This is a genomic window from Actinoplanes lobatus (assembly GCF_014205215.1).
Classification (GTDB): domain Bacteria; phylum Actinomycetota; class Actinomycetes; order Mycobacteriales; family Micromonosporaceae; genus Actinoplanes; species Actinoplanes lobatus.
The window spans coordinates 186,855-211,780 of sequence record NZ_JACHNC010000001.1 but is presented as its reverse complement, the minus strand read 5'-3'; the positions used below and the strand labels follow the sequence as shown (position 1 = coordinate 211,780).

Here is a 24,926-nt window from a genome sequence, read left to right as displayed (position 1 = left end):
ACCCGGCGCGGTAGTGGTCGCAAGGACTTCAGGCCTGTAACTGTGCCGGATGGTGACGATCCGGCCAACCCGCGGCCTGAGCCGTACCACCGCTGGTCGCGCCCCGTTATGGTGGGACGGCCATGGCAAAGATCGTTCAATCAACGGCCCGCGCCGTCGTCGCGTATGTCGTCGACCCCGTCGCCCGTTTTCTTCTCCGGATCGGCGTCTCACCCGACGCGGTCACCATCGCAGGCACTGTCGGTGTGCTGTTCGGTTCGTACCTCGGTGCGCAGGGTCACCTGTTCTGGGCCACCGTGATCGTAACCGCCTGTGCCCTCACCGACGTGCTCGACGGCACAATGGCCCGGATACGGGGGGGTTCCTCCAAGTTCGGGGCGTTGCTCGACTCGTCCATGGACCGGATCGCCGACGGCGCCGTGTTCGGGGCGGTCGCCTACTACCTTGCTACCGAGGGCAATCCGTACGGCGGTGTCGTCGCGGCCCTGATCAGCCTGGTCTTCGGGCAGGTCGTGTCGTACGTCAAGGCCCGTGCCCAGAGCCTCGGCCTGAACGCCGACGTCGGTATCGCCGAGCGCCTGGAACGGCTGCTCATCGTCGGTGCGGGCGGCCTGCTCGGCGCGGCCGGCCTGGAGTGGGGCCTGCCCGCCGCGCTCTGGGTGCTGGCCGTGCTCTCCGTGATCACCGCCTTCCAGCGGCTGCTGCACGCGCGGCGCACCGAGCCGAAGGCGCCGGGCGAGTGAAGGACCGGCTGATCGAGCTCGGTTACCTGGCCGGGTGGCGGGTGGTCCGCGCGCTCCCGCTGCCGGTCGCCCGGAGCCTGTTCCGGACGGCGGCCGACCGGGCCTGGAAGGGCGACGGCCCCGGCACCCAGCGGCTGCGGCGCAACCTGCGGCAGGTCGTCGGCGAGGACATGCCGGAGACCCTGGTCCGCGACGCGCTGCGCTCCTACGCGCGGTACTGGATGGAGGCGTTCCGCCTGCCGACGCAGAACCGTGCGCAGTTCCTCGACGGATTCTTCATGGTCCCGGAGAGCTACCAGAAGCTGAAGAAGGCGGCCGCCGACGGCAACGGCGTGATCCTGGCGCTGCCGCACGTGGCGAACTGGGACGCCGCCGGCGCCTGGGTGTGCTCGCACGACTGGCCGCTGATCACGGTGGCCGAGCGGCTCAAGCCCGAGGGCGTGGCCCGGGCGTTCCTGGCGTACCGGGAGAAGCTCGGCATGAAGGTGCTCCCGCACACCGGCGGCGAGCGGTCACCCCTGGAAGTGCTCACCGAGCACCTCGGGAAGGGCTGGGTGGTGGCCCTGCTCGGAGACCGGGACCTGTCCCGCTCCGGTGTCGAGGTGGAGTTCTTCGGCGGGCGCACCCGGATGCCGGGCGGGCCCGCGCTGCTCGCCCTCCGTACCGGGGCGCCGCTCTTCGCGGTCGACTGCTGGTACGACGAGCGGCGGGTGATGGCCCGGATGCGCGAGATCACCCCACCCGCCGACGGGCCGCTCGACGAGCGGATCAAGCGGACCACCCAGCAGCTCGCCGACGCGTACGCGGCCGGCATCGCCGACCACCCGCAGGACTGGCACATGCTCCAGAAGCTCTGGCTCTAGGGGGCGGGCGTGCGGATCGGGATCGTCTCGCCCTACTCGTTCGACGTCCCCGGCGGCGTGCAGAACCACATCATGGACCTGGCGGAGGCGCTGCTCGGCCTCGGTCACGTGGTGAGCGTGCTGGCGCCCGCCGACGACGACGCGGAACTGCCGGACTACCTGGTGCCCGCCGGACGTGCGGTGCCGCTGCCGTACAACGGGTCGGTCGCCCGGATCGCGTTCGGGCCGGTCTCCACGGCCCGGGTCCGGCGCTGGCTCAAGCACGGCGAGTTCGATGTGCTCCACGTGCACGAGCCGTTCTCGCCCAGCCTGTCGTTCCTGGCCGTGGTCTCCGCGCGCGGCCCGGTGGTGGCCACCTTCCACACCGCGATGACCCGGTCCCGGGCGCTCTCCGGGTTGCAGCCGTTCCTCCAGCCGGTGGCGGAGAAGATCACCGCCCGGATCGCGGTCAGCGAACTGGCCCGCAAGGTGCAGGTCGAGCACCTCGGTGGCGGCGCCGTCGAGATCCCCAACGGGGTCGCGGTGGCCAAGTTCGTCTCGGCTTCGCCCTTGCCGGGATGGCCCGGCCAGGGTGGGACGCTGGGCTTCCTGGGCCGGTTCACCGAGCCGCGCAAGGGCTTCCCCCTTCTGCGTACGGCGTACGTGTCGCTGGCTCGCGAACGCCCCGGGCTGCGGTTGTTGGTGGCCGGCCCGGGCGACCGCGACGAGCTGTACGACGACATCCCCGCCGACCTGCACGACCGGGTGGAGTTCCTGGGCCTGGTCTCCGAGGCGGACAAGGCCCGGATGCTGCGCAGCGTCGACGTCTACGTGGCCCCGAACACCGGCGGCGAGAGCTTCGGCATGATCCTCACCGAGGCGATGGCGGCCGGCGCGACGATCGCGGCGAGCGACCTGGACGCGTTCCGTCGGGTGCTGGACGGCGGCCGGGCCGGCGCGCTGTTCCCCAACGGCGACCAGGTCGCGCTCACCCGGCTGCTCGGCGAACTGCTGGACGACCCGGCCCGGCGGGCCGCCCTGTCCGCCTGCGCGCGTCAGGTGGTCGGGACGTTCGACTGGCCGAGTGTGGCCAACCGGGTGCTGGAGGTGTACGCGACCGCGATCGAGGCCACCGACGGGAGGGTTTTCGACGACGAGTGGTCCTGAGCACCACCGTGGTGACAGGCGGGCACTACGATGCCCGGCATGTGGTGGGTGGTGGGAGTCGTCGTGCTGGCCGCGATCTTCTCGGCGTACCTCGGCTGGACCGCCCAGCGGGTGGAACGCCTGCACGCGCGGGCCCAGTCGGCCGAGCGGGCGCTGGACGCGCATCTGTTGCGCCGGGCCGCGGCCGCCGCGGTGGTCGCCGAGCAGGCCGAGTCGGTGGAGCTGTACGCGGCGGCCCGGCTGGCGCTGGACGCCGAGCCCGGCGAGCGGGAGACGGCGGAGAACGACCTGACCCGCCAGTTGCAGAAGGTCGCCCTGGACCCGGCCGATCCGGCGGCGCGCACCCTGGTGGCCACCAGCCGGCGTGTCGTGCTGGCCCGCCAGGTGCACACCGACCAGGTCCGGGACGCGCAGAACGCCCGCCGCCGGGTGGTGGTCCGCCTGCTCCGGCTGGCCCGCCGCTACCCGCGGCCGGAGTACTTCGACATCGTCGAGCCGGTGCTGCCCGAACTGCCCCCGGCCCCGCTGCCCGCCCAGGCCGTCTGACCCACTGACCCACTGACCCACTGACCCACTGACCCACTGACCCACTGACCCACTGACCCACTCGTGGGTTTCCAGGGAACGGTCACCCGCAAAACGCCGCCGGTGTCGAGGCAAGTGATTTGCCGACGCAGCGGGGTGTGCTGCGGCGGGAAATCACCTGCCTCGACACCGGTTACAAGGCGTTTTGCCGCGGAGCGAAGCGGAGCCATCAGGCCCAGCGTTTTGCCGCGGAGCGAAGCGGAGCCATCAGGCTCAGCAGGCCCCTCGGTTCAAGACAACTACCAGCCGCGCTCGGAGAGGCGGTGGGGGACCGGCTCGTCCTCGACGTTGATGCCGACCATGGCCTCGCCCAGACCGCGGGAGACCTTGGCGATCACGTCCGGGTCGTCGTGGAAGGTGGTGGCCTTCACGATGGCGGCGGCGCGCTGGGCCGGGTTGCCGGACTTGAAGATGCCGGAGCCGACGAAGACGCCCTCGGCGCCGAGCTGCATCATCATGGCCGCGTCGGCGGGGGTCGCGATGCCGCCCGCGGTGAACAGCACGACCGGCAGCTTGCCCCGCTCGGCGATCTCCTTGACCAGCTCGTACGGCGCCTGGAGCTCCTTGGCGGCCACGTACAGCTCGTCCTCGGGCAGGGTCTGCAACCGGCGGATCTCGGCACGGATCTTCCGCATGTGGGTGGTGGCGTTGGAGACGTCACCGGTGCCGGCCTCACCCTTCGACCGGATCATGGCGGCGCCCTCGGTGATCCGGCGCAGCGCCTCGCCCAGGTTGGTGGCTCCGCAGACGAACGGCACGGTGAACTGCCACTTGTCGATGTGGTTGGCGAAGTCGGCGGGGGAGAGCACCTCGGACTCGTCCACGTAGTCGACGCCGAGCGCCTGGAGCACCTGGGCCTCGACGAAGTGGCCGATGCGGGCCTTGGCCATCACCGGGATGGAGACCGCGCCGATGATTCCTTCGATCATGTCGGGGTCGGACATGCGGGAGATGCCACCCTGGGCGCGGATGTCGGCGGGCACACGCTCCAGCGCCATGACCGCGACGGCGCCCGCGTCCTCGGCGATCTTCGCCTGCTCGGCGTTGACCACGTCCATGATCACGCCGCCCTTGAGCATCTCCGCCATGCCGCGCTTGACGCGTGCGGTTCCGACGGCGGGCTGGTTCTCAGACATGGGGATTCGGCTCCTCGTGCGGGTTATCGGATGAACGGGATACTACGAACGCGCAGTACGTGCTCCGATAGCCAATCGGCTCCCCGGTGGCCTGCTTTACTACGCGAGCAGGCTCGGGACCTTCTCGAAGAGCTCGGTGGTGAAGGTCATCATCTGGTGGAGCATCCAGTTGCCGGCCAGCAGCAGGGCCGCGCCGATCGCGATCGCCTTCGGGACGAAGGAGAGCGTGGCCTCCTGGATCTGGGTGACCGACTGGAAGAGCGAGACGGCGAAGCCGACCACGAGGGCGGTCAGGAGCACCGGCGCCGCCATCTTCGCCGCGATCGTCAGGGCCTGCATCGCCAGCTCAACCACCATCGTGTCGGTCATGCCCATCAGTTCGGGCGCCGGCGGGGAGCGCGGAGTGCGCGACGGGGGCCGCTCGGGTGCCGTCCGGTTGACTCCTCAAGTGGGCCCGGTTCCGGTCGCGCCTATTGTGGGGCCGTGAACATCGGAGTGCTGGCCCTGCAGGGCGACGTACGCGAACACCTGGCCGCGCTGGCCGAGTCGGACGTCCTGGCCCGGCCGGTCCGCCGGCCGGAGGAACTCGCCGACGTCGACGGACTGGTGATCCCCGGCGGCGAGTCGACCGCGATCAGCAAGCTGGCGGTCTCCTTCGGGCTGCTCGACCCGATCCGCAAGCGGATCGCCGACGGCATGCCGGTGTACGGCTCCTGCGCCGGCATGATCATGCTGGCCGCGACCGTGCTGGACGGCCGTCCGGACCAGGAGTCGTTCCACGGCATCGACATGACCGTCCGGCGCAACGCGTTCGGCCGGCAGATCGACTCGTTCGAGGCGTCGGTGGCGATCGATGACATCGAGGGCGGCCCGTTCCACGCGGTCTTCATCCGCGCGCCGTGGGTCGAGCAGATCGGCGGCGACGTGCGGGTGCTGGGGCGCGTGGCCGAAGGGGCCGCCGCCGGTAGGATCGTGGCAGTTCGGCAGGGGAACCTGCTCGCCACGGCTTTCCACCCGGAGCTGACCGGCGACCTTCGTGTCCACCGGTACTTCGTCGAGATGGTCCGCCAGGCCGTACCCGTACGGTAGACACGGAGGTTACGCATGTCCGGCCACTCCAAGTGGGCGACGACCAAGCACAAGAAGGCCGTCATCGACGCCAAGCGCGGCAAGATGTTCGCCAAGCTGATCAAGAACATCGAGGTCGCGGCCCGGACCGGTGGTGGTGACCCGGCCGGTAACCCCACGCTCTACGACGCCATCCAGAAGGCGAAGAAGTCGTCGGTTCCGAACGACAACATCGACCGCGCGGTCAAGCGGGGCTCCGGCCTCGAGGCCGGCGGCGCCGACTGGCAGACGATCATGTACGAGGGGTACGGCGCGAACGGCACCGCCATCCTGATCGAGTGCCTCACCGACAACCGCAACCGGGCGGCCACCGAGGTGCGCACCCGGCTGACCCGCAACAACGGCACGTTCGCCGACGCCGGCTCGGTGTCGTTCCTGTTCAACCGCAAGGGCGTGGTGATCGTCCCCAAGGGTGAGCTGACCGAGGACGACATCATGCTCGCCGTGCTCGAGGCGGGCGCCGAGGAGATCAACGACCTCGGCGAGGAGTTCGAGGTGGTCAGCGAGCCCGGTGACCTGATCGCCGTGCGGACGGCGCTCCAGAGCGCCGGCATCGAGTACGACTCGGCCGAGTCCTCCCTGGTCCCGAGCATGTCGGTCGAGCTGGACGAGGACGCGGCACGCAAGGTGCTCAAGCTCATCGACGCCTTGGAGGACTGCGACGACGTGCAGAACATCTACTCCAACGCCGACATCTCCGACGAGGTCATGGCGGCCATCGACGCGTGAGCGGTGCGCTGCGGGAGGCCGGTCCGGTCGGGCCGGCCTCCCGGCGTTCTCAGAGCGGATCGGTGCTCAGCCAGGCCATGTACTGGATCAGGCCGAGCACCAGCAGGAAGCTGCCGATCGCGTAGCCGAGCGTGCGGCGCAGCCGGCTGCGCAGGCCGGCGTGCACCCAGGCGATCTCGGCGTCGGCCAGCGCGTCCAGGGAGGCTCTCGCCGTACCCCCGATGATCGCGGCCTTGCGCAGCGCGAGGCTGCCACCGGTGCGCGGAAGCGCGACCACCGGCTCCGGAGGGCGCAACACGCGCACCTCGACCTCGTAGACCTGGTCCTCGCGCCACTGCGCGGTCCGTGCCAGCAGGCGCTTGCGCACGTAGCCGCCGGTCCGGCGCAGCCAGCGCGTCCGGCGCCAGTGCCCGGCCAGGTCGGTGAGCACGGCCAGATAGATCTCCTCGGACACCGGCGCGCCACCGACCAGGCGGAACGCCTCGGCGCGCAGCTCGGGGGCGTGCAGCGTGACGAAGGCGACGTACTCCGGTGGCGGCTCGTCGTCCATCGGCGGAATGAGGCGCATGACGGACCTCCCGTCCCCATCGTCGAGGCGTGTCGCCGGAGGCCGCAAGTGGCCCGGGTATTAGGGTGTCGAACACACGTACGTGAGGGGAGGCAGTCTGTGCGCGTGCTCGGCATCGATCCGGGGCTGACGAGATGCGGCGTCGGCGTCGTCGAAGGGGTGCCGGGACGGCTCGGGAAACTGATCGCCTACCAGGTGGTCCGCAGCGAACCGGACGAGGACATCGCTCACCGCCTGCTGCACCTGGACCGTTCGCTGGCCGGGCTGGTCGAGCGGTACCAGCCGGACAGCGTCGCCGTCGAGCGGGTGTTCTCCCAGCACAACGCACGGACCGTGATGGGCACGGCGCAGGCCAGCGGGGTCGCGATCCTGGCCGGGGCGCGGGCCGGGCTGCCGGTGCAGACCTACACCCCGAGCGAGGTGAAGGCGGCCGTCACCGGCTCCGGCACGGCCGACAAGGCCCAGGTCACCGCGATGGTGACCCGGTTGCTCAGACTGGACGCGCCACCGAAGCCGGCCGACGCGGCCGACGCCATCGCCATCGCCATCTGCCACATCTGGCGCGGGGGCACCCGTGCGAAGATCGAGGCCGCAGCAGCCCGCAGGAGTAGCCGATGATCGCCAGCGTGCGCGGTGTGGTCACCGCGATCCTCCACGACAGCGCCGTGGTCGAGGTCGGCGGTGTCGGCATGCGGGTGCTCTGCACGCCGAACACGCTGGCCGGGCTGCGCACCGGCGCCGAGGCCCGGCTCGCCACCACGCTCATCGTGCGGGAGGACTCGCTCACCCTGTTCGGCTTCGCCGACGAGGACGAGAAACAGCTCTTCGAGCTGCTCCTGACGGCCAACGGCGTGGGTCCCCGGATCGCCCAGGCGGTCCTCGCGGTCCATCAACCCGATGTGGTACGCCGTGCGCTGGCCGGCGGTGAGGTGGCGGTCCTGACCGCGGTCCCGGGCATCGGCAAGCGCGGTGCGGAGAAGATGATCGTCGAGCTCAAGGACAAGATCGGCCCGGTCGGGCTCGCCGGCACCGGCTCGGCCGGCCTGCTCAACGGCGCCTGGCAGGAGCAGGTCCGCCAGGGTGTGCTGGCGCTCGGCTGGACGGCGTCGCAGGCCGATCAGGCGGTGGCCGCGGTCGCCGAGACGATCGACGGCGAGACACCGCCCGTGCCCGTCCTGCTGCGCCAGGCCATCCGCTTGCTGGGTAAGACCCGATGAGCGAGCTTGCGAGCGAATCCATGAGCACAGGTGAGGTCTCGTCGCGCCGCTGGAGCGCAGCGGAGGCGGCGCGATGAGCGAGGAGATCGTCTCGCCGGACGCGTTCGACGAGGACCTGGACGCCGAGGCCAGCGTCCGGCCCCGCCGGCTGGCCGACTTCATCGCGCAGCACCGGGTCCGCGACCAGCTGGAGCTGCTGCTGAAGGCGTCGATGGGCCGGGGCACGCCGCCCGACCACATCCTGCTGTCCGGGCCGCCCGGCCTGGGCAAGACCACCCTGGCCAACATCGTGGCCGCCGAGCTGGGCACCGGGATCCGGACCACCAGCGGCCCGGTGATCGAGCGGTCCGGCGACCTGGCCGCCATCCTGACCGGGCTGGGCCCGGGCGACGTGCTCTTCATCGACGAGATCCACCGGATCGCGAAACCGGCCGAGGAGCTGCTCTACAGCGCCATGGAGGACTTCCGGGTCGACGTGGTGGTCGGCAAGGGCCCGGGCGCCACCGCGATCCCGCTGGACGTGGAGCCGTTCACCCTGGTCGGCGCCACCACCCGGGCCGGTCTGCTGTCCGGGCCGATGCGTGACCGGTTCGGTTTCGTGGCGCACCTCGACTTCTACTCGCACGAGGACCTGGACGCCCTGCTGCACCGCTCGGCCCGGATCCTCGGGGTGCGGATCACCGCGGAGGGGTCGGCGGAGATCGCCCGCCGGTCCCGGGGCACGCCGCGTATCGCCAACCGGCTGCTGCGCCGGGTCCGGGACTTCGCCGAGGTGCGGGCGGACGGCGTGATCACCGAGGAGGTGTCGAAGGCGGCCCTGGCGGTGTACGACGTCGACGCCCTCGGGCTGGACCGGCTGGACCGGGCGGTGCTGCGGGCGCTGATCGAGTCGTTCAAGGGCGGCCCGGTCGGCCTGTCGACGCTCGCGGTCGCGGTGGGCGAACAGAGCGACACGGTCGAAGAGGTGTGTGAGCCGTTCCTGGTCCGGGCGGGATTGCTCGCCAGGACCCCGAGGGGCCGGGTCGCCACCGAGGCGGGCTGGGCACATCTGGGCAAAACGCCACCCGCCGACGGTCGTGCGGGCGTCTTCCAGGGTGACCTGTTCGCCCGGGAAGCCTGATTCTCCCTCGTGATGCGAACGTGACGTGTGCCGCATTCGTTATCTCAAGGTTGACCGATTAGACTCGCCGCCGTTCCAACCGAACGCTCTGCATATCGCCACCGGCGCCCGCCCACGATGCGCCGGCGGCTGACGGAAGGCTTTCTAGGTGCTCAACGCAGCTGACCCAGCGGGCGGTGGCGGGAATTTCTCGTTTCTGCTGATCCTCGTCCTGCTCTTCGGGTTCATGTATTTCGTCATGATCCGTCCGCAGCAGAAGCGGCGGCGGGAAGCGGCGGACATGCAGAACTCGCTCGCTCCGGGCGACGAGATCGTCACCATCGGCGGCCTGCACGGCACCGTCACCGGCATCGTCGACGACCAGGTGGCGCTCGAGATCGCGCCTGGTGTCGAGGTCCGGTTCGCGCGTCCCGCGATCGCCCGGGTCGTTCAGAAGGCGGGCGAGGCCATCCCCGAGCCCGACGAGGCCCCACCGGTCGCGGACGAGCCGGAGAGCCCCGTCACCGAGACGCACAAGCAGGACTGACCCGAAGCACGCCCATCGCGCCGGTCCGGGGTGACGCTCCCGGCCCGGCGCGTCCGCCCGCCGTTCGACCGTCGACGGCCGGTCACAGACCAAAGCGCCGCGCCGTCGCGCGGCCGGAACACAGGGAGACCTAAAGCCGTGGCACGACCACCACAGGGACAGATGCATCCTGGACGCCAGCTAGGCGTGCTCGGTCTGGTCTTCGTCGTCCTGTATCTGTGCGTCTTCTTCGCCGCCGGTGCGGAGGGCAGCTGGAGGGATCGGCTCGAGCCGAAACTCGGCCTGGACCTGATCGGTGGCACGCAGGCCACCTACATCGCCTCCCAGCAGGGCGCCCCACCGAGCCCGGAGGACATGGAGCTGGCCCGCGAGATCATCGACAGCCGGGTCAACGCTCTCGGTGTGTCCGAGGCCGAGGTGGTCATCCAGGGCAACAACACCATCGTCGTCTCGCTCGCCGGTAAGGCCGACGAGCAGCTCAAGGGCCTGGAGCAGGCCGCGAACATGCGGTTCCGCCTGGTCACCGGTGTGACCGGGGACGTCTCGTCGGTCGCCCTCAACCCGCCGAGCCCGGCCCCGAGCGCGTCGGCCAGCGGCAGCGCCGCCCCGTCCCCGTCCGCGTCCGCCGGCGCCGCCCCGAAGGCCGATGACGCGAAGCCGTCGGCCACCCCGTCGACCGGCGGTCAGGGCGGTGGCGCGGCCGTGCCGAGCCCGAGCGCCACCCCGTCGGCCACGCCGTCCGCGACCCCGTCGCCCGCCGCGTCCGCCGCGGCGCCGGCCCCGGTCACCGCGGACGTCAAGGAGCAGCGCGAGGCCATCAAGAAGAAGGTCGGCGCCGACGCCTGGGCCGCGGCCGAGAAGCTGACCGCGCCGGTGGACCTCAGCGCCGACCCCAAGGCCGGCCTGCCCTTCAAGGCGTTCGCCGAGCTGAGCGGCGCCGAGGTGGCCGCGCTCAGCCCGCAGATGCAGTTCAACGTCCCGACGATCAGCTGCAAGCAGCTGAACGCGCGGCCGAACGGCTCGATCGACGCCGTCGACAGCGAGGTCGTCGCCTGCCAGCAGGGCGTCTACAAGGTGATGCTGGACAAGGCCGAGGTCGTCGGTGACGACATCGACAAGGCCAGCCCGCAGCTCGACACCCAGCAGAACCAGTGGGTCGTCTCGCTCGACTTCAAGAGCGAGGGTCAGAAGAAGTGGACCGCCCTCACCAAGAAGGCGTACGAGGCCGGCCCCAACGACCCCTGCTACGTCGCGGTCACCTCGATGTACGCCGACGCCGACCACTGCGCGGTGGCCGTGGTCCTGGACAAGGAGATCATCTCCGCGCCGCAGATCCAGGGCGTGCTCACCGGCCAGTCGCAGATCACCGGTGACTTCGACGGGACCAGCGCCAAGAAGCTCGCCGACCAGCTGAACTTCGGCGCCATCCCGGTGACCTTCGACGCCGGCCCGGCGCAGACCGTCACGGCGACCGTCGGTGACCAGCAGCTGAGGGCGGGTCTGCTCGCCGCGGCGATCGGCCTCGGCCTGGTCGCGATCTACGCGTTCTTCTACTACCGGTTGCTCGGCCTGGTGATCTTCCTGAGCCTGGGCCTCTCCGCGCTGCTCACCTTCGGCGCCCTGGTCTTCCTGGGCCGCTCGATCGGCTTCACCCTGACGCTGGCCGGCATCGTCGGCTTCATCGTCTCGCTGGGTGTCGCGGCGGACTCGTTCGTCATCTACTTCGAACGTCTCAAGGACGAGATCCACGAAGGCCGGAGCCCGCGTAGCGCGGTTCCCCGGGCATGGCAGCGGGCCAAGCGCACGATCATCTCGGCGAACGCCATCACGATCATGTGTGCCGTGGTTCTCTACATCGTGTCGATCGGCCAGGTGCAGGGTCTCGCCTTCGCGCTCGGCCTCTCGACGGTGCTCGACCTGCTCGTGGTGTTCCTCTTCCGGCACCCGATCATGTCGCTGCTCGCCAGCACCCCTGCGTTCATGTCGCCCAGGGTCAGCGGCCTCGGCCGTGCCCTGCGCCGCGGCCCGACCGAGGAGTCCGGCTCCTCGCGCGTGAAGGAGGCCTGACATGGCCCGATCCGGTTTCGCGTCCCGCCTCTACACGGGTGAGGCGAACCTCAACATCGTGGGCCGCCGCAAGATGTGGTTCACCATCGCGGCGGCGCTCGTGGCGATCGCCATCGGCAGCTTCGCGATCAACCGTTTCCACCTGGGCATCGAGTTCGCCGGTGGCAGCGAGTTCAGCGTCCCGGCCCAGGTGGACGGGAAGACCTTCGAGCAGTCGGAGATCCAGCAGGCGGTGGAGACCGCGGTTCACGAGGTGGACCCGGAGGCGCAGGTCAACGCGGCGCAGCAGGTCGGCAACGGGGCCGACGCCAACTACAAGATCCGTACCTCCGAGCTCTCCACCGGCGAGATGGCGGAGGCCAAGACCGCGCTCGCCGAGGACCTCGGCATCGAGGTGACCGACATCAGCGACCAGCAGGTCTCGTCGGCCTGGGGCGGGGCGGTCATCGACAAGGCGATGCTCGGCCTGGTGATCTTCCTGGTGCTGGTCTCGGCGTACCTGGTGGTCCGCTTCGAGTGGCGGATGGCGGTGGCGGCGCTCACCTCGCTGCTGTTCGACCTGATCTTCACGGCCGGTGTCTACTCGCTGGTCCAGTTCGAGCTCACGCCGTACACCGTGATCGGCTTCCTGACGATCCTCGGTTATTCGCTCTACGACGTGGTGGTGGTGTTCGACAAGGTCCAGGAGAACACCCGCGGCATCACGGCGGGCAGCACCCGGACGTACGCCGAGGCCACCAACCTCGCGGTGAACCAGACCCTGATGCGCTCGCTGAACACCGGTCTGGTGGCGCTGCTGCCGGTCGGCGGCGTGCTCTTCATCGGCGCCGGCCTGCTCGGCGCCGGCACGCTCAAGGACCTGGGCCTGGTGCTCTTCGTCGGTATGGGCGTCGGTGTCCTCTCCTCGATCCTGTTCGCCGCTCCGGTGCTGAGCTGGCTCAAGGACCGGGACCCGAAGATCAAGGCGCACAACGCCCGGGTGCTGGCCCGCCGGGCGCAGCGGTCGGACGACGTGGCCCGTGGCGAGCGGTCCCGCTCGGCCGGCGCCACCGAGGGCGACGAGGTGTCGGTGCTGGCCGGCACCAGCACCCCGCGGCCCGGCGCCCGCACCACGCAGAAGCGTGGCGGCGCCAACCGTCCGGGGACCAAGCGCCGCTGACGTACATCGTTGACGGAACGGCCCGCCACCCTCCGGTGGCGGGCCGTTTCGTCTGCGCCCGTTTCGGCCGGCGACCCCGTCCGGGGCAGACGCTAAGCTGTCCGCCGTGAGTAGCGAGATCCCACCGGTGACCGGTGACAGCGGACCCGAGCTGGCGGCGCTGGTCGCCGGCGGCGCGGTCGATGTACTGGACTTCCCCAAGCCGGGCATCGTGTTCAAGGACCTGATGCCGTTCTTCGGCGACGGCCCGAGGTTCCGGCAGGTCGTCGACGGGATCGTGACCCACTACGGGGCCGGCTCGTTCGACGTGGTGGCGGGCGTCGAGGCGCGCGGGTTCCTGATCGCGGCGGCGATCGCGTACGCGACCGGGGTCGGGGTCGTCCCGGTCCGCAAGGCCGGCAAGCTGCCCCGGCCGGGCTTCTCCGCGTCGTACGCGCTGGAGTACGGCGAGGCCACGCTGGAGGTCAGCGAGGACGCGTTCGTGGCCGGACAGCGGGTTCTGGTGGTCGACGACGTGCTCGCCACCGGCGGCACGGCGGCCGCGACGATGGACCTGGTCGAGCGGGCCGGTGGCGTGCTCACCGGGTTCACCGTGCTGATGGAGCTGGGCTTCCTGAACGGCCGGGAGCGGCTCAGCCCGCGTAAGGTACACGCTCTGTTGACCGTTTGATCCTGCTTCGATGTTCTTCGCCCGGCCGGGCCTGCTTATTCGTAGGTTCGGCCGGGGTACTCGGTAGGGCGGTGCGGGTAGGATGGGCGTTCCAAGGTGACCAACCCTGGTTTTGATCCCGGCAAACCTTTGGATGCTGGCGAACCTTTGGATCTCGGCGATTTGGTGAGGAGGCCGGTGTCCAGCGACGTCGCCCCTCCGGCGGAGGGCACGGTGCAACCGACCCAGAATTCGGGCGATGACACGCCCGGCGACAAGATCGCTGGTGGCGATCTGGAGAACACCCAGCCGCTCTCGCCCGTGGACGAACCAGGCAGTGGGTTCGGCCTGGCCAGCGCTCCCACCGGGCGGCGGGTGCGGGCCCGTCTGGCCCGCTTCAACGCCCCATGGCAGAGCACGCAGGTCAGCGAGGTCCTCGAGCCGCTGATCGCGACCCACCGGGCCAGCCATCCGAAGGCGGACGCCCGGGCGCTGCAGAAGGCGTTCGACGTCGCGGCCCGCTGGCACTCCGGCCAGTACCGCAAGTCCGGCGATCCGTACATCACGCATCCGCTCGCCGTGGCGACGATCCTGGCCAACCTGGGCATGGACACCACGACGCTGGTGGCCGCCCTGCTGCACGACACCATCGAGGACACCGACTACTCGCTGGAGAACATGCGCAACGACTTCGGTGCCGAGGTGGCGCTGCTGGTCGACGGCGTGACGAAGCTCGACCGGGTCAAGCTCGGTGACGCGGCCAAGGCCGAGACGATCCGCAAGATGGTCGTGGCGATGGCCAAGGACCCGCGGGTGCTCGTGATCAAACTGGCCGACCGGCTGCACAACATGCGCACCCTGACCTTCCTGCCCCGCGCCAAGCAGGAGCAGAAGGCCAAGGAGACGCTGGAGATCCTGGCCCCGCTGGCCCACCGCCTCGGTATGAACACAATCAAGTGGGAGCTGGAGGACCTGGCCTTCGGCACCCTGTTCCCCAAGCGGTTCGAGGAGATCAACCGCCTGATCGGGGAGCACCAGCCGCAGCGTGAGGCGCTGCTGCGCCAGGTGACCAACCGGGTCCAGCTGGACCTGAAGTCGGCGAAGATCAAGGCCGAGGTGACCGGCCGCCCCAAGCACCTGTACTCGATCTACCAGAAGATGATCGTCCGGGGCCGGGACTTCAACGACATCTACGACCTGGTCGGCGTCCGCATCCTGGTCGACACGGTCCGCGACTGCTATGCCGCGCTGGGCGTCATCCACGCGAACTGGCAGCCGGTGCCGGGCCGGTTCAAGGACTACATCGCGATGCCGAAGTTCAACATGTACCAGTCGTTGCACACGACGGTCATCGGCCCGACCGGCAAGCCGGTCGAGATGCAGATCCGCACCTTCGCCATGCACCGGACGGCGGAGTTCGGCATCGCCGCGCACTGGAAGTACAAGGAGCAGAAGGGCGCGACGATCGTCGGCCCGCCGGCGCACATCGACGAGATGACCTGGCTGCGGCAGCTGCTCGACTGGCAGCGCGAGGCGAGCGACCCGTCCGAGTTCCTGGACGCGCTGCGGTTCGACCTCTCCAGCCAGGAGGTCTACGTCTTCACGCCGAAGGGCGACGTGATCCCGCTGCCGACCGGGTCGACGCCGGTCGACTTCGCCTACGCGGTGCACACCGAGGTCGGGCACAAGTGCATCGGCGCCCGGGTCAACGGCAAGCTGGTGCCGCTGGAGTCCCCGCTGTCGAACGGCGACGTGATCGAGATCTTCACGTCCAAGTCCGCGACGGCCGGCCCCACGCAGGACTGGCTCGGCTTCGTGAAGAGCCCCCGCGCCCGGACCAAGATCCGGCAGTACTTCAACAAGGAGCGCCGCGAGGAGGCGATCGAGGACGGCAAGGAGGCGATCGTCAAGGCGATGCGCAAGCAGGGTCTGCCCCTGCAGCGCATGCTGACCAGCGAGAACCTCATGACGATCGCCCGCGATCTGCACCTGGTCGACGTGGCCTCGCTGTACGCGGCGGTCGGGGAGAGCACCGTCTCCGCCCAGTCGGTCGTGCAGAAGCTGGTCGCCGGCTTCGGCGGCGAGGAGGGCGCGGTCGAGGACATCGCCGAGACCGCCGTCGCCACCCGGCCCCCGCGTAACCGCAGCTCCGCGCAGGATCCGGGCGTCGTGGTGAAGGGCGTCTCGGACGTCTGGGTGAAACTGGCCCGCTGCTGCACCCCGGTGCCCGGCGACACGGTGTTCGGCTTCGTCACCCGCTCCGGCGGCGTGAGCGTGCACCGGGAGGACTGCGCCAACGCGGAGGACCTGCGCGAGCAGGCCGAGCGGATGGTCGAGGTCAGCTGGAAGCCGACGTCGGCGTCCACGTTCCTGGTGGCCATCCAGGTGGAGGCGCTGGACCGGCACAAGCTGCTGGCCGACGTGACCCGGGTGCTGTCCGAGGAGCGGGTGAACATCCTGTCCGCGACGGTCACCACGACCCGGGACCGGGTGGCGGTCAGCCGCTTCACCTTCGAGATGGCCGACCCCAAGCACCTGGGTCACCTGGTGGCGGCGGTCCGGAAGGTGGACGGCGTGTTCGACGCCTATCGGGTCACGTCGGGCGCGTAGCCCGTACCGAAGCAGAAAAAAGGGCGACCCCCGCGGGGGCCGCCCTTTTTCGCTGAGCTCGGGTCAGGAGACCGTCATGGTCTTGATGAGGAGCTCCTTCTTCGGGCGACCGCCGCCGGGGTTCGGCTCGAACTTGCCGTCGTCGCCGGCCTTGACCACTTCCTGGACGATGTCGAGGCCCTTGGTGATGGTGCCGAGCAGCGTGTAGTTCGCCGGGAGCTGGGTGTCCTCGGCGACGATGAAGAACTGGCTGCCGGTGCTGTTCGGCATGCCGGTGTTCGCCATCGCGATCGAGCCCGCCGGGTACGGCTTCTCGGTGTCGGTCGGGAGGTTCTCCTCGGCCATGGTGTAGCTCGGGCCGCCCTGGCCGTCGGTGTCGCGGTAGCCCTCGCCGGTGGCGAACGGGTCACCGCACTGCAGCACCCTGAAGCCCTCCTTGTTCACCAGGCGGTGGCACTTGGTGTTGTCGAGGAACTTCTGCTCGGCCAGGTGCTTGTAGCTGGCACCGGTGCACGGGGTCTTGGCGAGATCGATGTCGGCCGCGATGACACCCAGGCCGGTGTCGAAGGTGAGTACGGCGGAGCCGGTGTTCGGCACGTTGGCCGGGGGCAGGCCGACGTCCTTCACCTTGCCGCCGCTGGCCTCGTCGACCGGGGTCCAGGTGCAGTTCACCGTGCCCGCCGGCGGGCCGGCCGCCTCGGTCTTCTCGTCCTTCTTCAGGGCGCGGATGACGAAGAACGCCGCTCCGGCGATGAGGATCACCGCGGCCGCCGAGCCGAAGATCGCCTGGCGCTGCCGGCGCTTGCGTGCGGCCGCCGAGCGCTCGGCCATCTCCTTCTCGAGCCGGGCCCGCGCTGCCGCGCGCTGCCGGTCCTTGATCGACGACACGGTCTCCTCCATGCTGCTGCTCTCGTCCTTCATAGAAGTCACGACTGCGCGCTCGCCGAGGGGGCCGCGCTGGCGGCTGCCGCTCCGACGGTCAGCGTCTTGATGGTGATCTTGTCCTTGGGCTTGACCTTGTTACCGGCCGTGTCGTCGATCGTGGGGATCTTCGCGATCGCGGCGAGCGTGTCGAGCCCACCGGTCACCTGTCCGATGATCGAGTACTGCGGCTCGTCGGTGGGGGTGAAATCCTTGTGGAAGATCAGGAACTGGCTGCCGTTGCTGCCCTTGGGGTTGCCGATCAGAGCGACCGTGCCCTTCGGGTAGACCACCTCGGCGGCCGGGGCGGCGCTCGCGCTGGGCGCCGGCTCCGGCAGCACCGGAAGATTCTCGTCGTAGTAGCTGTAGGTCGGCCCGCCCTGGCCGGTGCCGCTCGGGTCACCGCAGCGCAGCGCGCCCTCGGTGGTGAGCTCGTGGCACTCGGTGTTGTCGAAGAAGGCCCGCCCGGCCAGGTGGGTGAAGCTGGCCGCGGCGCACGGGGCGCTGGCCACGTCGAGACTCACCACGATCGGCTCACCCTTGTCGGTGGTGATCGTCATCGTCTCGGTGCCCTCCTGGGGCAGGTCCTTGGTGGGCGGGGTGCCGACCTCTTTGAGGTTGGGGTTGGTCTGCGCGTTCTGTGGGGTCCACAGGCAGACGTCCGCGGCGGTGGTGTCGGCCGGCTCGTCGCTGTCGAACGCGCCACCGATCCAGGCGCCGCCGACGGCGATGAGGAGCACCGCCAGAGTGGCGCCGACACCCGCCGAGATCCGGCGACGGCGGCGCACGCGCTCAGCCCGGCGGGCCTGCTGCCGCTCATATTTCGCCCGCGCGAGTTTGCGCTGCCGGTCCTTGCTGGAAGCCACCGAACGCTGTCCCTTCCCGGTACGTGTCAAGGGGTGCGGCACGCCACACGACCCGCAAGAGTGTACGGGTACCTCCTGAGAAAGTGGCGTGCGCCCGCCCGGCTACTCTCGTTACGATTCGCACCCACCCCCGCGAGAGGCTGACCTCGTGCTCGTCACCGGCTTTCCGGCCCAGGCCTTCGGCACCAACTGTTATGTGGTCGCCGCCGGTCCGGGGGAGCAGTGCCTGATCATCGACCCGGGGATCGGCGTGCTGGACCAGCTCGAGGAGATCCTCGCCGAGCACCGGCTGTCACCGGCCGCGGTGCTGCTCACCCACGGCCACCTGGACCACACCTTCTCGGTGGCGCCGGTCTGCGGGGCCCGCGGCATCACGGCCTACGTGCACCCCGATGACCGGGAGATGCTCGCCGACCCGGCCAAGGGGCTGAGCACCGACCTGACCGCCCTGTTCGGCGGCCGCCTGCCGTACACGGAGCCCGACGACGTCGCGGAGCTCACCGACGGCGCGACCCTGACCATCGCGGGCGTCGAGGTGACGGTCGACCACGCGCCCGGCCATACCGGCGGGTCGGTGCTGTTCCGCCTGCCGGGCGAGTCGTCGGAGGAGATCTGCTTCTCCGGGGACGTGCTCTTCGCGGGGTCGATCGGGCGCACCGACCTGCCGGGCGGCAGCACCCCGACGATGATGGCCAGCCTGCGGGACAAGATCCTGCCGCTGGCCGACGAGACCGTCGTGCTGCCCGGCCACGGACCGGCCACCACCATCGGCCGTGAGCGCGCGTCGAACCCGTACCTGCGGGAACTGATCGCCGCGCCCGGCCGCTTCCTGTAGGAGATTCTCACGTGCCTATTTCCGGCTTCCCCGAGTGGCTGCCGTCGCAGCGGATCATCGAGCAGCGGGTGCTCGACCGGATCCGGTCCACCTTCGAGCTGTACGGCTTCGCCCCTCTGGAGACCCGCGCCGTCGAGCCGCTGGACATCCTGCTGTCCAAGGGTGAGACGTCGAAGGAGGTCTACCTGCTGCACCGCCTCCAGGAGGAGGAGGGCGCCAAGCGGGAGGACCAGCTCGGCCTGCACTTCGACCTGACCGTCCCGTTCGCACGGTTCGTCACGGAGAACCACGGCAAGCTCCAGTTCCCGTTCCGGCGCTACCAGATCCAGAAGGTGTGGCGCGGCGAGCGCCCGCAGGAGGGCCGCTACCGCGAGTTCCTCCAGGCCGACATCGACGTGGTGAACCGGGACACGCTGCCGTTCCACTTCGACACCGAGATGCCGCTGGTGATCGGGGACGTGTTCCGGTCGCTGCCGATCCCGCGGGCCACCATCCTGGTCAACAACCGCAAGATCTGTGAGGGCTTCTACCGCGGCCTCGGTCTCGAGGACACGGCACAGGTCCTGCGTACGGTCGACAAGCTCGACAAGATCGGCCCGGAGAAGGTGGCGGCCCTCCTGGTGGAGACCGCCGGCGCCACCGACGCGCAGGCCGCGCAGTGCCTGCGGCTCGCGGAGATCTCGGCCACCGACGGCTCGTTCGCCGACCGGGTCCGGGCTCTCGGCGTCATCGACCCGATGCTCGACGAGGGCCTCGCCGAGCTGCTCCAGGTGGTGGAGACGGCCAACGAGCACGCGCCCGGCCTGGTCCGCGCCGAACTCAAGATCGCCCGCGGGCTGGACTACTACACCGGCACGGTCTACGAGACCCTGCTGGAGGGCTACGAGCGGTTCGGTTCGATCACCTCCGGCGGGCGCTACGACAACCTGGCGTCGGTGGGCAACACCCGGTTCCCCGGCGTCGGCATCTCCATCGGGGTGTCCCGCCTGCTCGGCCTGCTCTTCGGCCAGGACGCGCTGACCGTCTCCCGGTCGGTGCCGACCTGCGTCGTGGTGGCCCTGCCCAGCGACGACCGGCGCGCCGAGTGCGACCGGATCGCGGCGGCCCTGCGTAAACGGGGGATCCCGACCGAGGTGGCGCCGACCGCCGCGAAGTTCGGCAAGCAGATCCAGTTCGCCGACCGGCGCGGGATTCCGTACGTGTGGTTCCCCGGCGAGCCGGACACGGTGAAGGACATCCGCTCCGGTGAGCAGGTCGAGGCGGACGCGGAGACCTGGCAGCCGGCGCCCGCCGACCTCCACCCGAACGTGTCCGCACGCTGACTAAGAGTCATATGGGGACGGTCCGGCGGCTACCTTGATGGGATGCCGCTGGACCAGACCGCCCTGCTCCTCGAATTGGAGCCCGTCGTCGCTGCCAACCTCGACCGGCATCTGGCACTCGCCAAGGAGTGGTTCCCGCACGAGTACGTGCCGTGGAGCGAGGGCCGCACCTTCGACGGCCTCCTCGGCGGCGAGGCCTGGCGGCCGGACGACTCGAAGCTGCCGGACGCCGCCCGTACCGCGCTGATCGTCAACCTGCTCACCGAGGACAACCTGCCCTCGTACCACCACGAGATCGCCACCCTGTTCGGCCGGGACGGCGCCTGGGGCACCTGGGTGCACCGGTGGACCGCCGAGGAGGGCCGGCACGGCATCGCGATCCGTGACTACCTGACCGTCACCCGCGGTGTGGACCCGGTCGAGCTGGAGCGCGCCCGGATGGAGCACATGCAGTCCGGCTACGCCAACCAGCACAGCGGCGACGTGCTGCACTCCATCGCGTACGTCGCCTTCCAGGAGCTCGCCACCCGGATCTCGCACCGCAACACCGGCCGGGCCACCGGCGACCCGATCGCCGAACAGCTGCTGGCCCGGGTCGCCGCCGACGAGAACCTGCACATGGTCTTCTACCGCAACCTGGTCAGCGCGGCCTTCGAGCTGGAGCCGGACCGGGCCATGCGGGCGGTCGCCGACGTCGCCGCCGGCTTCGAGATGCCGGGGGCGAACATCGCGGGCTTCGGGCGCAAGGCGGTCGCCATCGCGCTGGCCGGCATCTACGACCTGCGCCAGCACCGGGACGAGGTGCTCGCGCCGGTGCTGCGCCAGTGGAACGTCTGGGACCGTACCGATCTGCGTGGTGACGGTGAGCGGGCACGCGAGCAACTCGCGGCGCAGATGAGCGAGCTGGACGCGCAGGCCGCGCGCTTCGAGGAGAGGAGAGAGGCCCGAAACCACCGGTACGCCTAGGCAGGCTCCTGGATTAGGCGGTTGTTTCGGATTTGTTCCGATTAACCTCAACAGTAGCTGGATGCTCTGCTGAGGAGGGGCGGTGGACGCAGGCGCCGATCCGCACCGCGGGCGGCTGCTGATCATGGGTGGCGCGGCCGGTTCCGAGTTGCTCGGCAGGTTCGTGGAACTCGCCGGATCGGGGGCCGCGCGCATCGTGGTCATCGCCACGGCCAGTGAGTCCCCGGAGAGCACCGAGTCCGCCTACCTGGAGCGATTCGCCGGCCTCGGCGCCGGGGACGTCCGCGCGCTGCGGCTGGGGCACCGGGCCGCCGCCAACGCGCCGGAGACCGAGTCCGTGCTGCGTGCCGCGACCGGTGTCTTCTTCACCGGCGGGGACCAGGAGCGGATCACCGGCGTGCTGGGCGGCACCGCGACCGACACGCTGCTGCACGGCCTGGTCGGTGAAGGGCGGGTGGTGCTCGCCGGAACCAGCGCGGGCGCCGCGATGATGTCCGCCACCATGATCATCGGCGGGGAGCGCCCCGGCGTGGCCGCGGACAGCGTGCGCACCGGCCCGGGGCTCGAATTCCTGCCGTGCGTGCTGATCGACCAGCACTTCGCCGAGCGGGGCCGGCTCAACCGGCTGCTCAGCGCGGTGGCCCGCTACCCGCACGAACTGGGCGTGGGCATCGACGAGGACACCGCCATCCTGACCGGGGGCGACACCTTCGAGGTCCTCGGAAGCGGGGCGGTGACGGTGGTCGACGCCGGCGCCGCGACCGACATCCGGGTTCCGCCGGCCGGGCCGATCACGCTCGCCGGCGCCCGCATCCACGTGCTACCGGCCGGCTGCACCTTCCACCTCTCGGGCCGCCGACCCGGCACCGGCCCGCCCCCAGAACGGGAACGAGCCGCTTAACGACTTCCCACGGCTGAGGCCGGGGGTTCCACGGAAGGTATCCGATGAAGATCGAAAGCCTCCGCCGGCTGCGCGGACCCAACGTCTACCTGTCCCGCCCGGCCGTGGTGGCCCGGGTGGACCTCGGTGAGCTCGCCGGCGTGGAGACCACCGACGTCACCGGGTTCACCGAGCGCCTGCTGCGGGCGGTGCCCGGCCTGGCCGAGCACCACTGCGCCGCCGGAGTGCCCGGCGGGTTCGTGAGCCGGCTGCGCAACGGCACCTACTTCGGCCACGTCAGCGAGCACGTCTGCATCGAGTTGTCCCAGCTCATCGGACGGGACATCAGCTTCGGGCGGACCGTCGCGGCGGACCGGACCGGGGTCTACGACGTGATCATCGAATGTCCGGTGGACGAGTCGCCCGAGTCGTCGGTGCCGGGTGAGCTGCTGGAGGCCGCGATCGGGCTGGTCCTGGAGGTGCACAGCGGCTCCGGCCCGTCGGCCCGCACCCTGGCCGAGCGGCTCTCCGGGCTGGGCGAGCTGGCCGAACGGGAGGCCACCGGGCCCAGCACCCGGTCCATCATCGCGGCCGCCCGCCGCCGCGGCATCCCGGTGGAACGGTTCGACGACCTCAGCCTGGTGCGGCTGGGCTGGGGCCACCGCCGGCGGCTGGCCTGGGCGGCCATGACCGACCGGACCAGTGCCGTGGGCGTGGACATCGCCGGGGACAAGCACGTCACCCGGCGGCTGCTCGACGAGGCGGGCATCCCGGTCGCTCCCGGCGGCGTGGCCGCCACCGCCGCCGACGCGGTCCGCCTCCTCGGTGAACTGGGCGCCCCCGTGGTGGTCAAGCCCCGGCACGGCCGGCAAGGGCACCTCGTGGCGCTGCACCTGGACACCCCGGACGCCGTCGAGCGGGCCTGGGAGGCGATCGGTGGCGAGGTGGTGGTGGAGCGGCACCTCGGCGGCCGCGACTACCGCGTGCTGGTGGTGTCCGGCGAGGTGGTGGCGGCCGCTGAACGGGTCGCCGCGCACGTCGTCGGCGACGGCCGGGCCACCGTCGCCGAGCTGGTCGGGCGGGTCAACGCCGATCCGCGCCGGGGCGCCGGCCACTCCCGGGTGCTCACCCGGATCGTCCTCGACGAGGCGGCGGAGGGGGTGCTGCGCCGTACCGGGCACACGCCGGAGTCGATCCCGGACGAGGGCCGGATCGTGTGGCTGCGCGATGCCGCGAACCTGTCCACCGGCGGCACCAGCCGGGACGTCACCGACCAGGTGCACCCGGACGTGACCCGGCTCTGCCGACGGGTCGCCGCCCTGGTGGGCCTGGACATCGCCGGGATCGACCTGCGCCTGCCGGACATCGCCGCACCGGTGCCGCCCGTCGGGGAGCAGGCCACCGCCGGGGTGATCGAGGTCAACGCCGTACCCGGGTTGCGGATGCACCTGGCGCCGGTGCACGGCCGGGCCCGCGACGTGGGCGACGCGATCGTCCGGGCCATGTTCCCGGGCGGTTCGGACGGGCGGATCCCGGCCGTCGCGATCACCGGCACCAACGGCAAGACGACGGTGACCCGGCTGACCGCCCACCTGCTCAGCGGCAGCATGCGGGTCGGCATGACCAGCACCGACGGGGTCTCCATCGACGGCCGCCTCATCCAGGTCGCGGACGCCACCGGGCCGCGGTCGGCACAGATGGTGCTCGGTGACCCGCAGGTCGAGGTGGCGGTCCTGGAGACGGCCCGGGGCGGGCTGCTGCGGCGCGGGCTCGGCTACGACTGGTCCGACGTCGGGGTGATCACCAACATCACGGCCGACCACCTGGGCCAGGACGGGCTCGACTCGATCGAGGACCTGGCACACGTCAAGGCGGTGGTGGCCGAGCGGGTCCGGGACGGCGGGACGCTGGTCCTCAACGCCGACGACCCGTGGGTGCGCAGCCTGGCCGGCCGGCCCCGGGTACGGGCGGACCGCAAGCGCCTGATCTGGTTCGGTCTGGACGCCGGGAACCCGGTGCTCGGGGAGCACCTGGCCCGCGGCGGCGCGGCGTACGTGCTGCACGACGGCTGGCTGGTGCAGGCGACCGGCGCGCGGCGGACGCCGCTGGTGCGGTTGGCCGAGGTGCCGGGGGCGTACGGCGGTGCGGCACTGCACGTGGCCGCCGACGCGCTCGCCGCGATCGCCGCGGCCCGGGCCCTCGGCGCCCGCCCGGAGAACCTGGCCGACCGTCTCGCCGAGTTCGACCCGAGCGTCGAGAACCCGGGGCGGGGCACCCTGTTCCGGATCGGCGACGTCTCGGTGTTCGTCGACTACGCGCACAACCCGGCCGCGCTGGCCGCCACGCTGCGGACGCTGCACCGGCTGTGGGGCGCCGACCGCTGCGTGGCCGCGGTCACGCTGCCCGGCGACCGTCGCGACGATCTGCTGGCCGCCTCGGCGCAGGTGCTGGCGGACGGCCTGACCCGGGTGGTGCTCTACGAGGACGAGGACCGCCCATGCCGGCCGGCCGGCGAGGTCGCGGCGCTCGTCGAGCGGGAGATGCGGGCCCGCCGGCCACAGTTGACCGCGGTGCGGGCGGACGGTTACCGCGCGGCGGTCGTGGAGGCGCTGCGGCTGGCCGCGCCCGGTGAGGTGGTCCTGGTGATCTACGAGAAGTGGGAGCCGATGCGGGCCCACCTCGCCGAGCTGGGCGCGGTGGCGGGCGGCGGGGCGCCGGTGCTGAGCGGCGTCGCGGCGCTGTCGTCGCGGGCCGCCGGGGCGGTTCCGCACGTGACCCGTGAGCTCGCCGGACTGCCGGCGCGAGGGTGACGAGGTTGACAGATCATGGACAGACTTGATCTCTCTCTGTAGTGATGTGCTGACCGATCGTGAACGCCTCCGGAGTGGAC

Annotated in this window: 24 protein-coding genes; 19 read left to right on the top strand and 5 right to left on the bottom strand. The window is 70.8% G+C overall.

The annotated features are described in order from the left end of the window. The first annotated feature begins 122 nt into the window (after positions 1-122). Genes pgsA through BJ964_RS00900 form a run of 4 tightly spaced genes read left to right on the top strand, consistent with a single transcriptional unit; the run spans position 123 to position 3,298 of the window. Complete coding sequence (gene pgsA, locus BJ964_RS47645; RefSeq protein ID WP_188118875.1) at positions 123-743, top strand: phosphatidylinositol phosphate synthase; 621 nt, start codon at positions 123-125, stop codon at positions 741-743. Then, positions 740-1,606 carry a phosphatidylinositol mannoside acyltransferase gene (locus tag BJ964_RS47640; RefSeq protein WP_188118874.1) on the top strand — a complete coding sequence of 289 codons (867 nt, stop codon included), beginning with the start codon at positions 740-742 and terminating at the stop codon, positions 1,604-1,606. The genes pgsA and BJ964_RS47640 overlap by 4 nt, the downstream gene beginning before the upstream one ends. A gap of 9 nt (positions 1,607-1,615) precedes the next feature. Beyond that, positions 1,616-2,752 carry a glycosyltransferase family 4 protein gene (locus tag BJ964_RS00905; protein WP_188118873.1) on the top strand — a complete coding sequence of 379 codons (1,137 nt, stop codon included), beginning with the start codon at positions 1,616-1,618 and terminating at the stop codon, positions 2,750-2,752. 30 nt (positions 2,753-2,782) lie between these two features. Next, positions 2,783-3,298 carry a hypothetical protein gene (locus BJ964_RS00900; RefSeq protein WP_188118872.1) on the top strand — a complete coding sequence of 172 codons (516 nt, stop codon included), beginning with the start codon at positions 2,783-2,785 and terminating at the stop codon, positions 3,296-3,298. Positions 3,299-3,576: 278 nt separating this feature from the next. On the opposite strand, the gene pdxS is transcribed toward BJ964_RS00900, so the two are convergent. Further along, positions 3,577-4,473: a pyridoxal 5'-phosphate synthase lyase subunit PdxS gene (gene pdxS / locus BJ964_RS00895; protein WP_188118871.1), complete on the bottom strand. Its 897-nt coding sequence runs from the start codon at positions 4,471-4,473 to the stop codon at positions 3,577-3,579. A gap of 99 nt (positions 4,474-4,572) precedes the next feature. Further along, positions 4,573-4,842 (bottom strand): flagellar biosynthesis protein FliQ, encoded by a 270-nt coding sequence (fliQ, locus tag BJ964_RS00890; protein ID WP_188118870.1) that lies wholly within the window; start codon positions 4,840-4,842, stop codon positions 4,573-4,575. 114 nt (positions 4,843-4,956) lie between these two features. Between fliQ and pdxT the strand changes: the two genes are divergently transcribed. Further along, positions 4,957-5,562: a pyridoxal 5'-phosphate synthase glutaminase subunit PdxT gene (pdxT, locus tag BJ964_RS00885; protein WP_188118869.1), complete on the top strand. Its 606-nt coding sequence runs from the start codon at positions 4,957-4,959 to the stop codon at positions 5,560-5,562. A 15-nt stretch (positions 5,563-5,577) separates the two neighbouring features. Next, complete coding sequence (locus BJ964_RS00880; RefSeq protein WP_188118868.1) at positions 5,578-6,330, top strand: YebC/PmpR family DNA-binding transcriptional regulator; 753 nt, start codon at positions 5,578-5,580, stop codon at positions 6,328-6,330. 49 nt (positions 6,331-6,379) lie between these two features. Here the strand turns inward: BJ964_RS00880 and BJ964_RS00875 are convergent, their stop codons facing one another. After that, entirely contained in the window at positions 6,380-6,898 is a 519-nt protein-coding gene (locus BJ964_RS00875; protein ID WP_188118867.1) for a hypothetical protein, read from the bottom strand. A gap of 99 nt (positions 6,899-6,997) precedes the next feature. Here BJ964_RS00875 and ruvC point away from each other — a divergent pair, with 99 nt between their 5' ends. The 8 genes from ruvC (at position 6,998) to BJ964_RS00835 (ending at position 16,246) form a co-directional block, all read left to right on the top strand. Further along, positions 6,998-7,516, top strand: a complete 519-nt coding sequence (gene ruvC, locus BJ964_RS00870) for a crossover junction endodeoxyribonuclease RuvC (RefSeq protein ID WP_188118866.1) — start codon at positions 6,998-7,000, stop codon at positions 7,514-7,516. Continuing rightward, positions 7,513-8,115, top strand: a complete 603-nt coding sequence (ruvA, locus tag BJ964_RS00865; protein WP_188118865.1) for a Holliday junction branch migration protein RuvA — start codon at positions 7,513-7,515, stop codon at positions 8,113-8,115. The genes ruvC and ruvA overlap by 4 nt, the downstream gene beginning before the upstream one ends. A 73-nt stretch (positions 8,116-8,188) precedes the next feature. Beyond that, the gene (gene ruvB / locus BJ964_RS00860; RefSeq protein ID WP_188118864.1) at positions 8,189-9,235 is read left to right on the top strand and encodes a Holliday junction branch migration DNA helicase RuvB; all 1,047 of its coding nucleotides are present in this window, start codon (positions 8,189-8,191) and stop codon (positions 9,233-9,235) included. 148 nt (positions 9,236-9,383) lie between these two features. After that, on the top strand, positions 9,384-9,761 hold the full coding sequence (gene yajC, locus BJ964_RS00855; RefSeq protein ID WP_229807167.1) for a preprotein translocase subunit YajC: 378 nt from the start codon (positions 9,384-9,386) through the stop codon (positions 9,759-9,761). Between the two features lie 162 nt (positions 9,762-9,923). Beyond that, entirely contained in the window at positions 9,924-11,828 is a 1,905-nt protein-coding gene (gene secD, locus BJ964_RS00850; protein WP_188118863.1) for a protein translocase subunit SecD, read from the top strand. Between the two features lies 1 nt (position 11,829). Further along, a complete protein-coding gene (gene secF, locus BJ964_RS00845; RefSeq protein WP_188118862.1) occupies positions 11,830-12,987 on the top strand; it encodes a protein translocase subunit SecF in 1,158 nt (385 codons plus the stop codon). Between the two features lie 106 nt (positions 12,988-13,093). Next, positions 13,094-13,657, top strand: coding sequence for an adenine phosphoribosyltransferase (locus BJ964_RS00840; protein WP_188118861.1), 564 nt, complete (start codon positions 13,094-13,096; stop codon positions 13,655-13,657). Positions 13,658-13,834: 177 nt separating this feature from the next. Continuing rightward, positions 13,835-16,246, top strand: coding sequence for a RelA/SpoT family protein (locus tag BJ964_RS00835; protein ID WP_188118860.1), 2,412 nt, complete (start codon positions 13,835-13,837; stop codon positions 16,244-16,246). Positions 16,247-16,309: 63 nt separating this feature from the next. Here BJ964_RS00835 and BJ964_RS00830 read toward each other — a convergent pair whose 3' ends face one another. Next, positions 16,310-17,134 (bottom strand): peptidylprolyl isomerase, encoded by an 825-nt coding sequence (locus tag BJ964_RS00830; protein WP_229807178.1) that lies wholly within the window; start codon positions 17,132-17,134, stop codon positions 16,310-16,312. A 38-nt stretch (positions 17,135-17,172) separates the two neighbouring features. Continuing rightward, entirely contained in the window at positions 17,173-18,033 is an 861-nt protein-coding gene (locus tag BJ964_RS00825) for a peptidylprolyl isomerase (RefSeq protein WP_188118859.1), read from the bottom strand. Positions 18,034-18,181: 148 nt separating this feature from the next. On the opposite strand from BJ964_RS00825, the gene BJ964_RS00820 reads away from it, so the two are divergent. The 5 genes from BJ964_RS00820 to cphA all read left to right on the top strand — a co-directional run bounded on the left by BJ964_RS00820 (position 18,182) and on the right by cphA (position 24,846). Further along, complete coding sequence (locus BJ964_RS00820) at positions 18,182-18,868, top strand: MBL fold metallo-hydrolase (RefSeq protein ID WP_183215312.1); 687 nt, start codon at positions 18,182-18,184, stop codon at positions 18,866-18,868. 11 nt (positions 18,869-18,879) lie between these two features. Further along, a complete protein-coding gene (gene hisS, locus BJ964_RS00815) occupies positions 18,880-20,190 on the top strand; it encodes a histidine--tRNA ligase (RefSeq protein ID WP_188118858.1) in 1,311 nt (436 codons plus the stop codon). 42 nt (positions 20,191-20,232) lie between these two features. Further along, complete coding sequence (locus BJ964_RS00810) at positions 20,233-21,156, top strand: acyl-ACP desaturase (protein WP_188118857.1); 924 nt, start codon at positions 20,233-20,235, stop codon at positions 21,154-21,156. 82 nt (positions 21,157-21,238) lie between these two features. Continuing rightward, positions 21,239-22,057, top strand: a complete 819-nt coding sequence (locus BJ964_RS00805; RefSeq protein WP_229807166.1) for a cyanophycinase — start codon at positions 21,239-21,241, stop codon at positions 22,055-22,057. A 44-nt stretch (positions 22,058-22,101) separates the two neighbouring features. Next, positions 22,102-24,846 (top strand): cyanophycin synthetase, encoded by a 2,745-nt coding sequence (gene cphA / locus BJ964_RS00800; protein ID WP_188118856.1) that lies wholly within the window; start codon positions 22,102-22,104, stop codon positions 24,844-24,846. Positions 24,847-24,926: the final 80 nt, after the last annotated feature.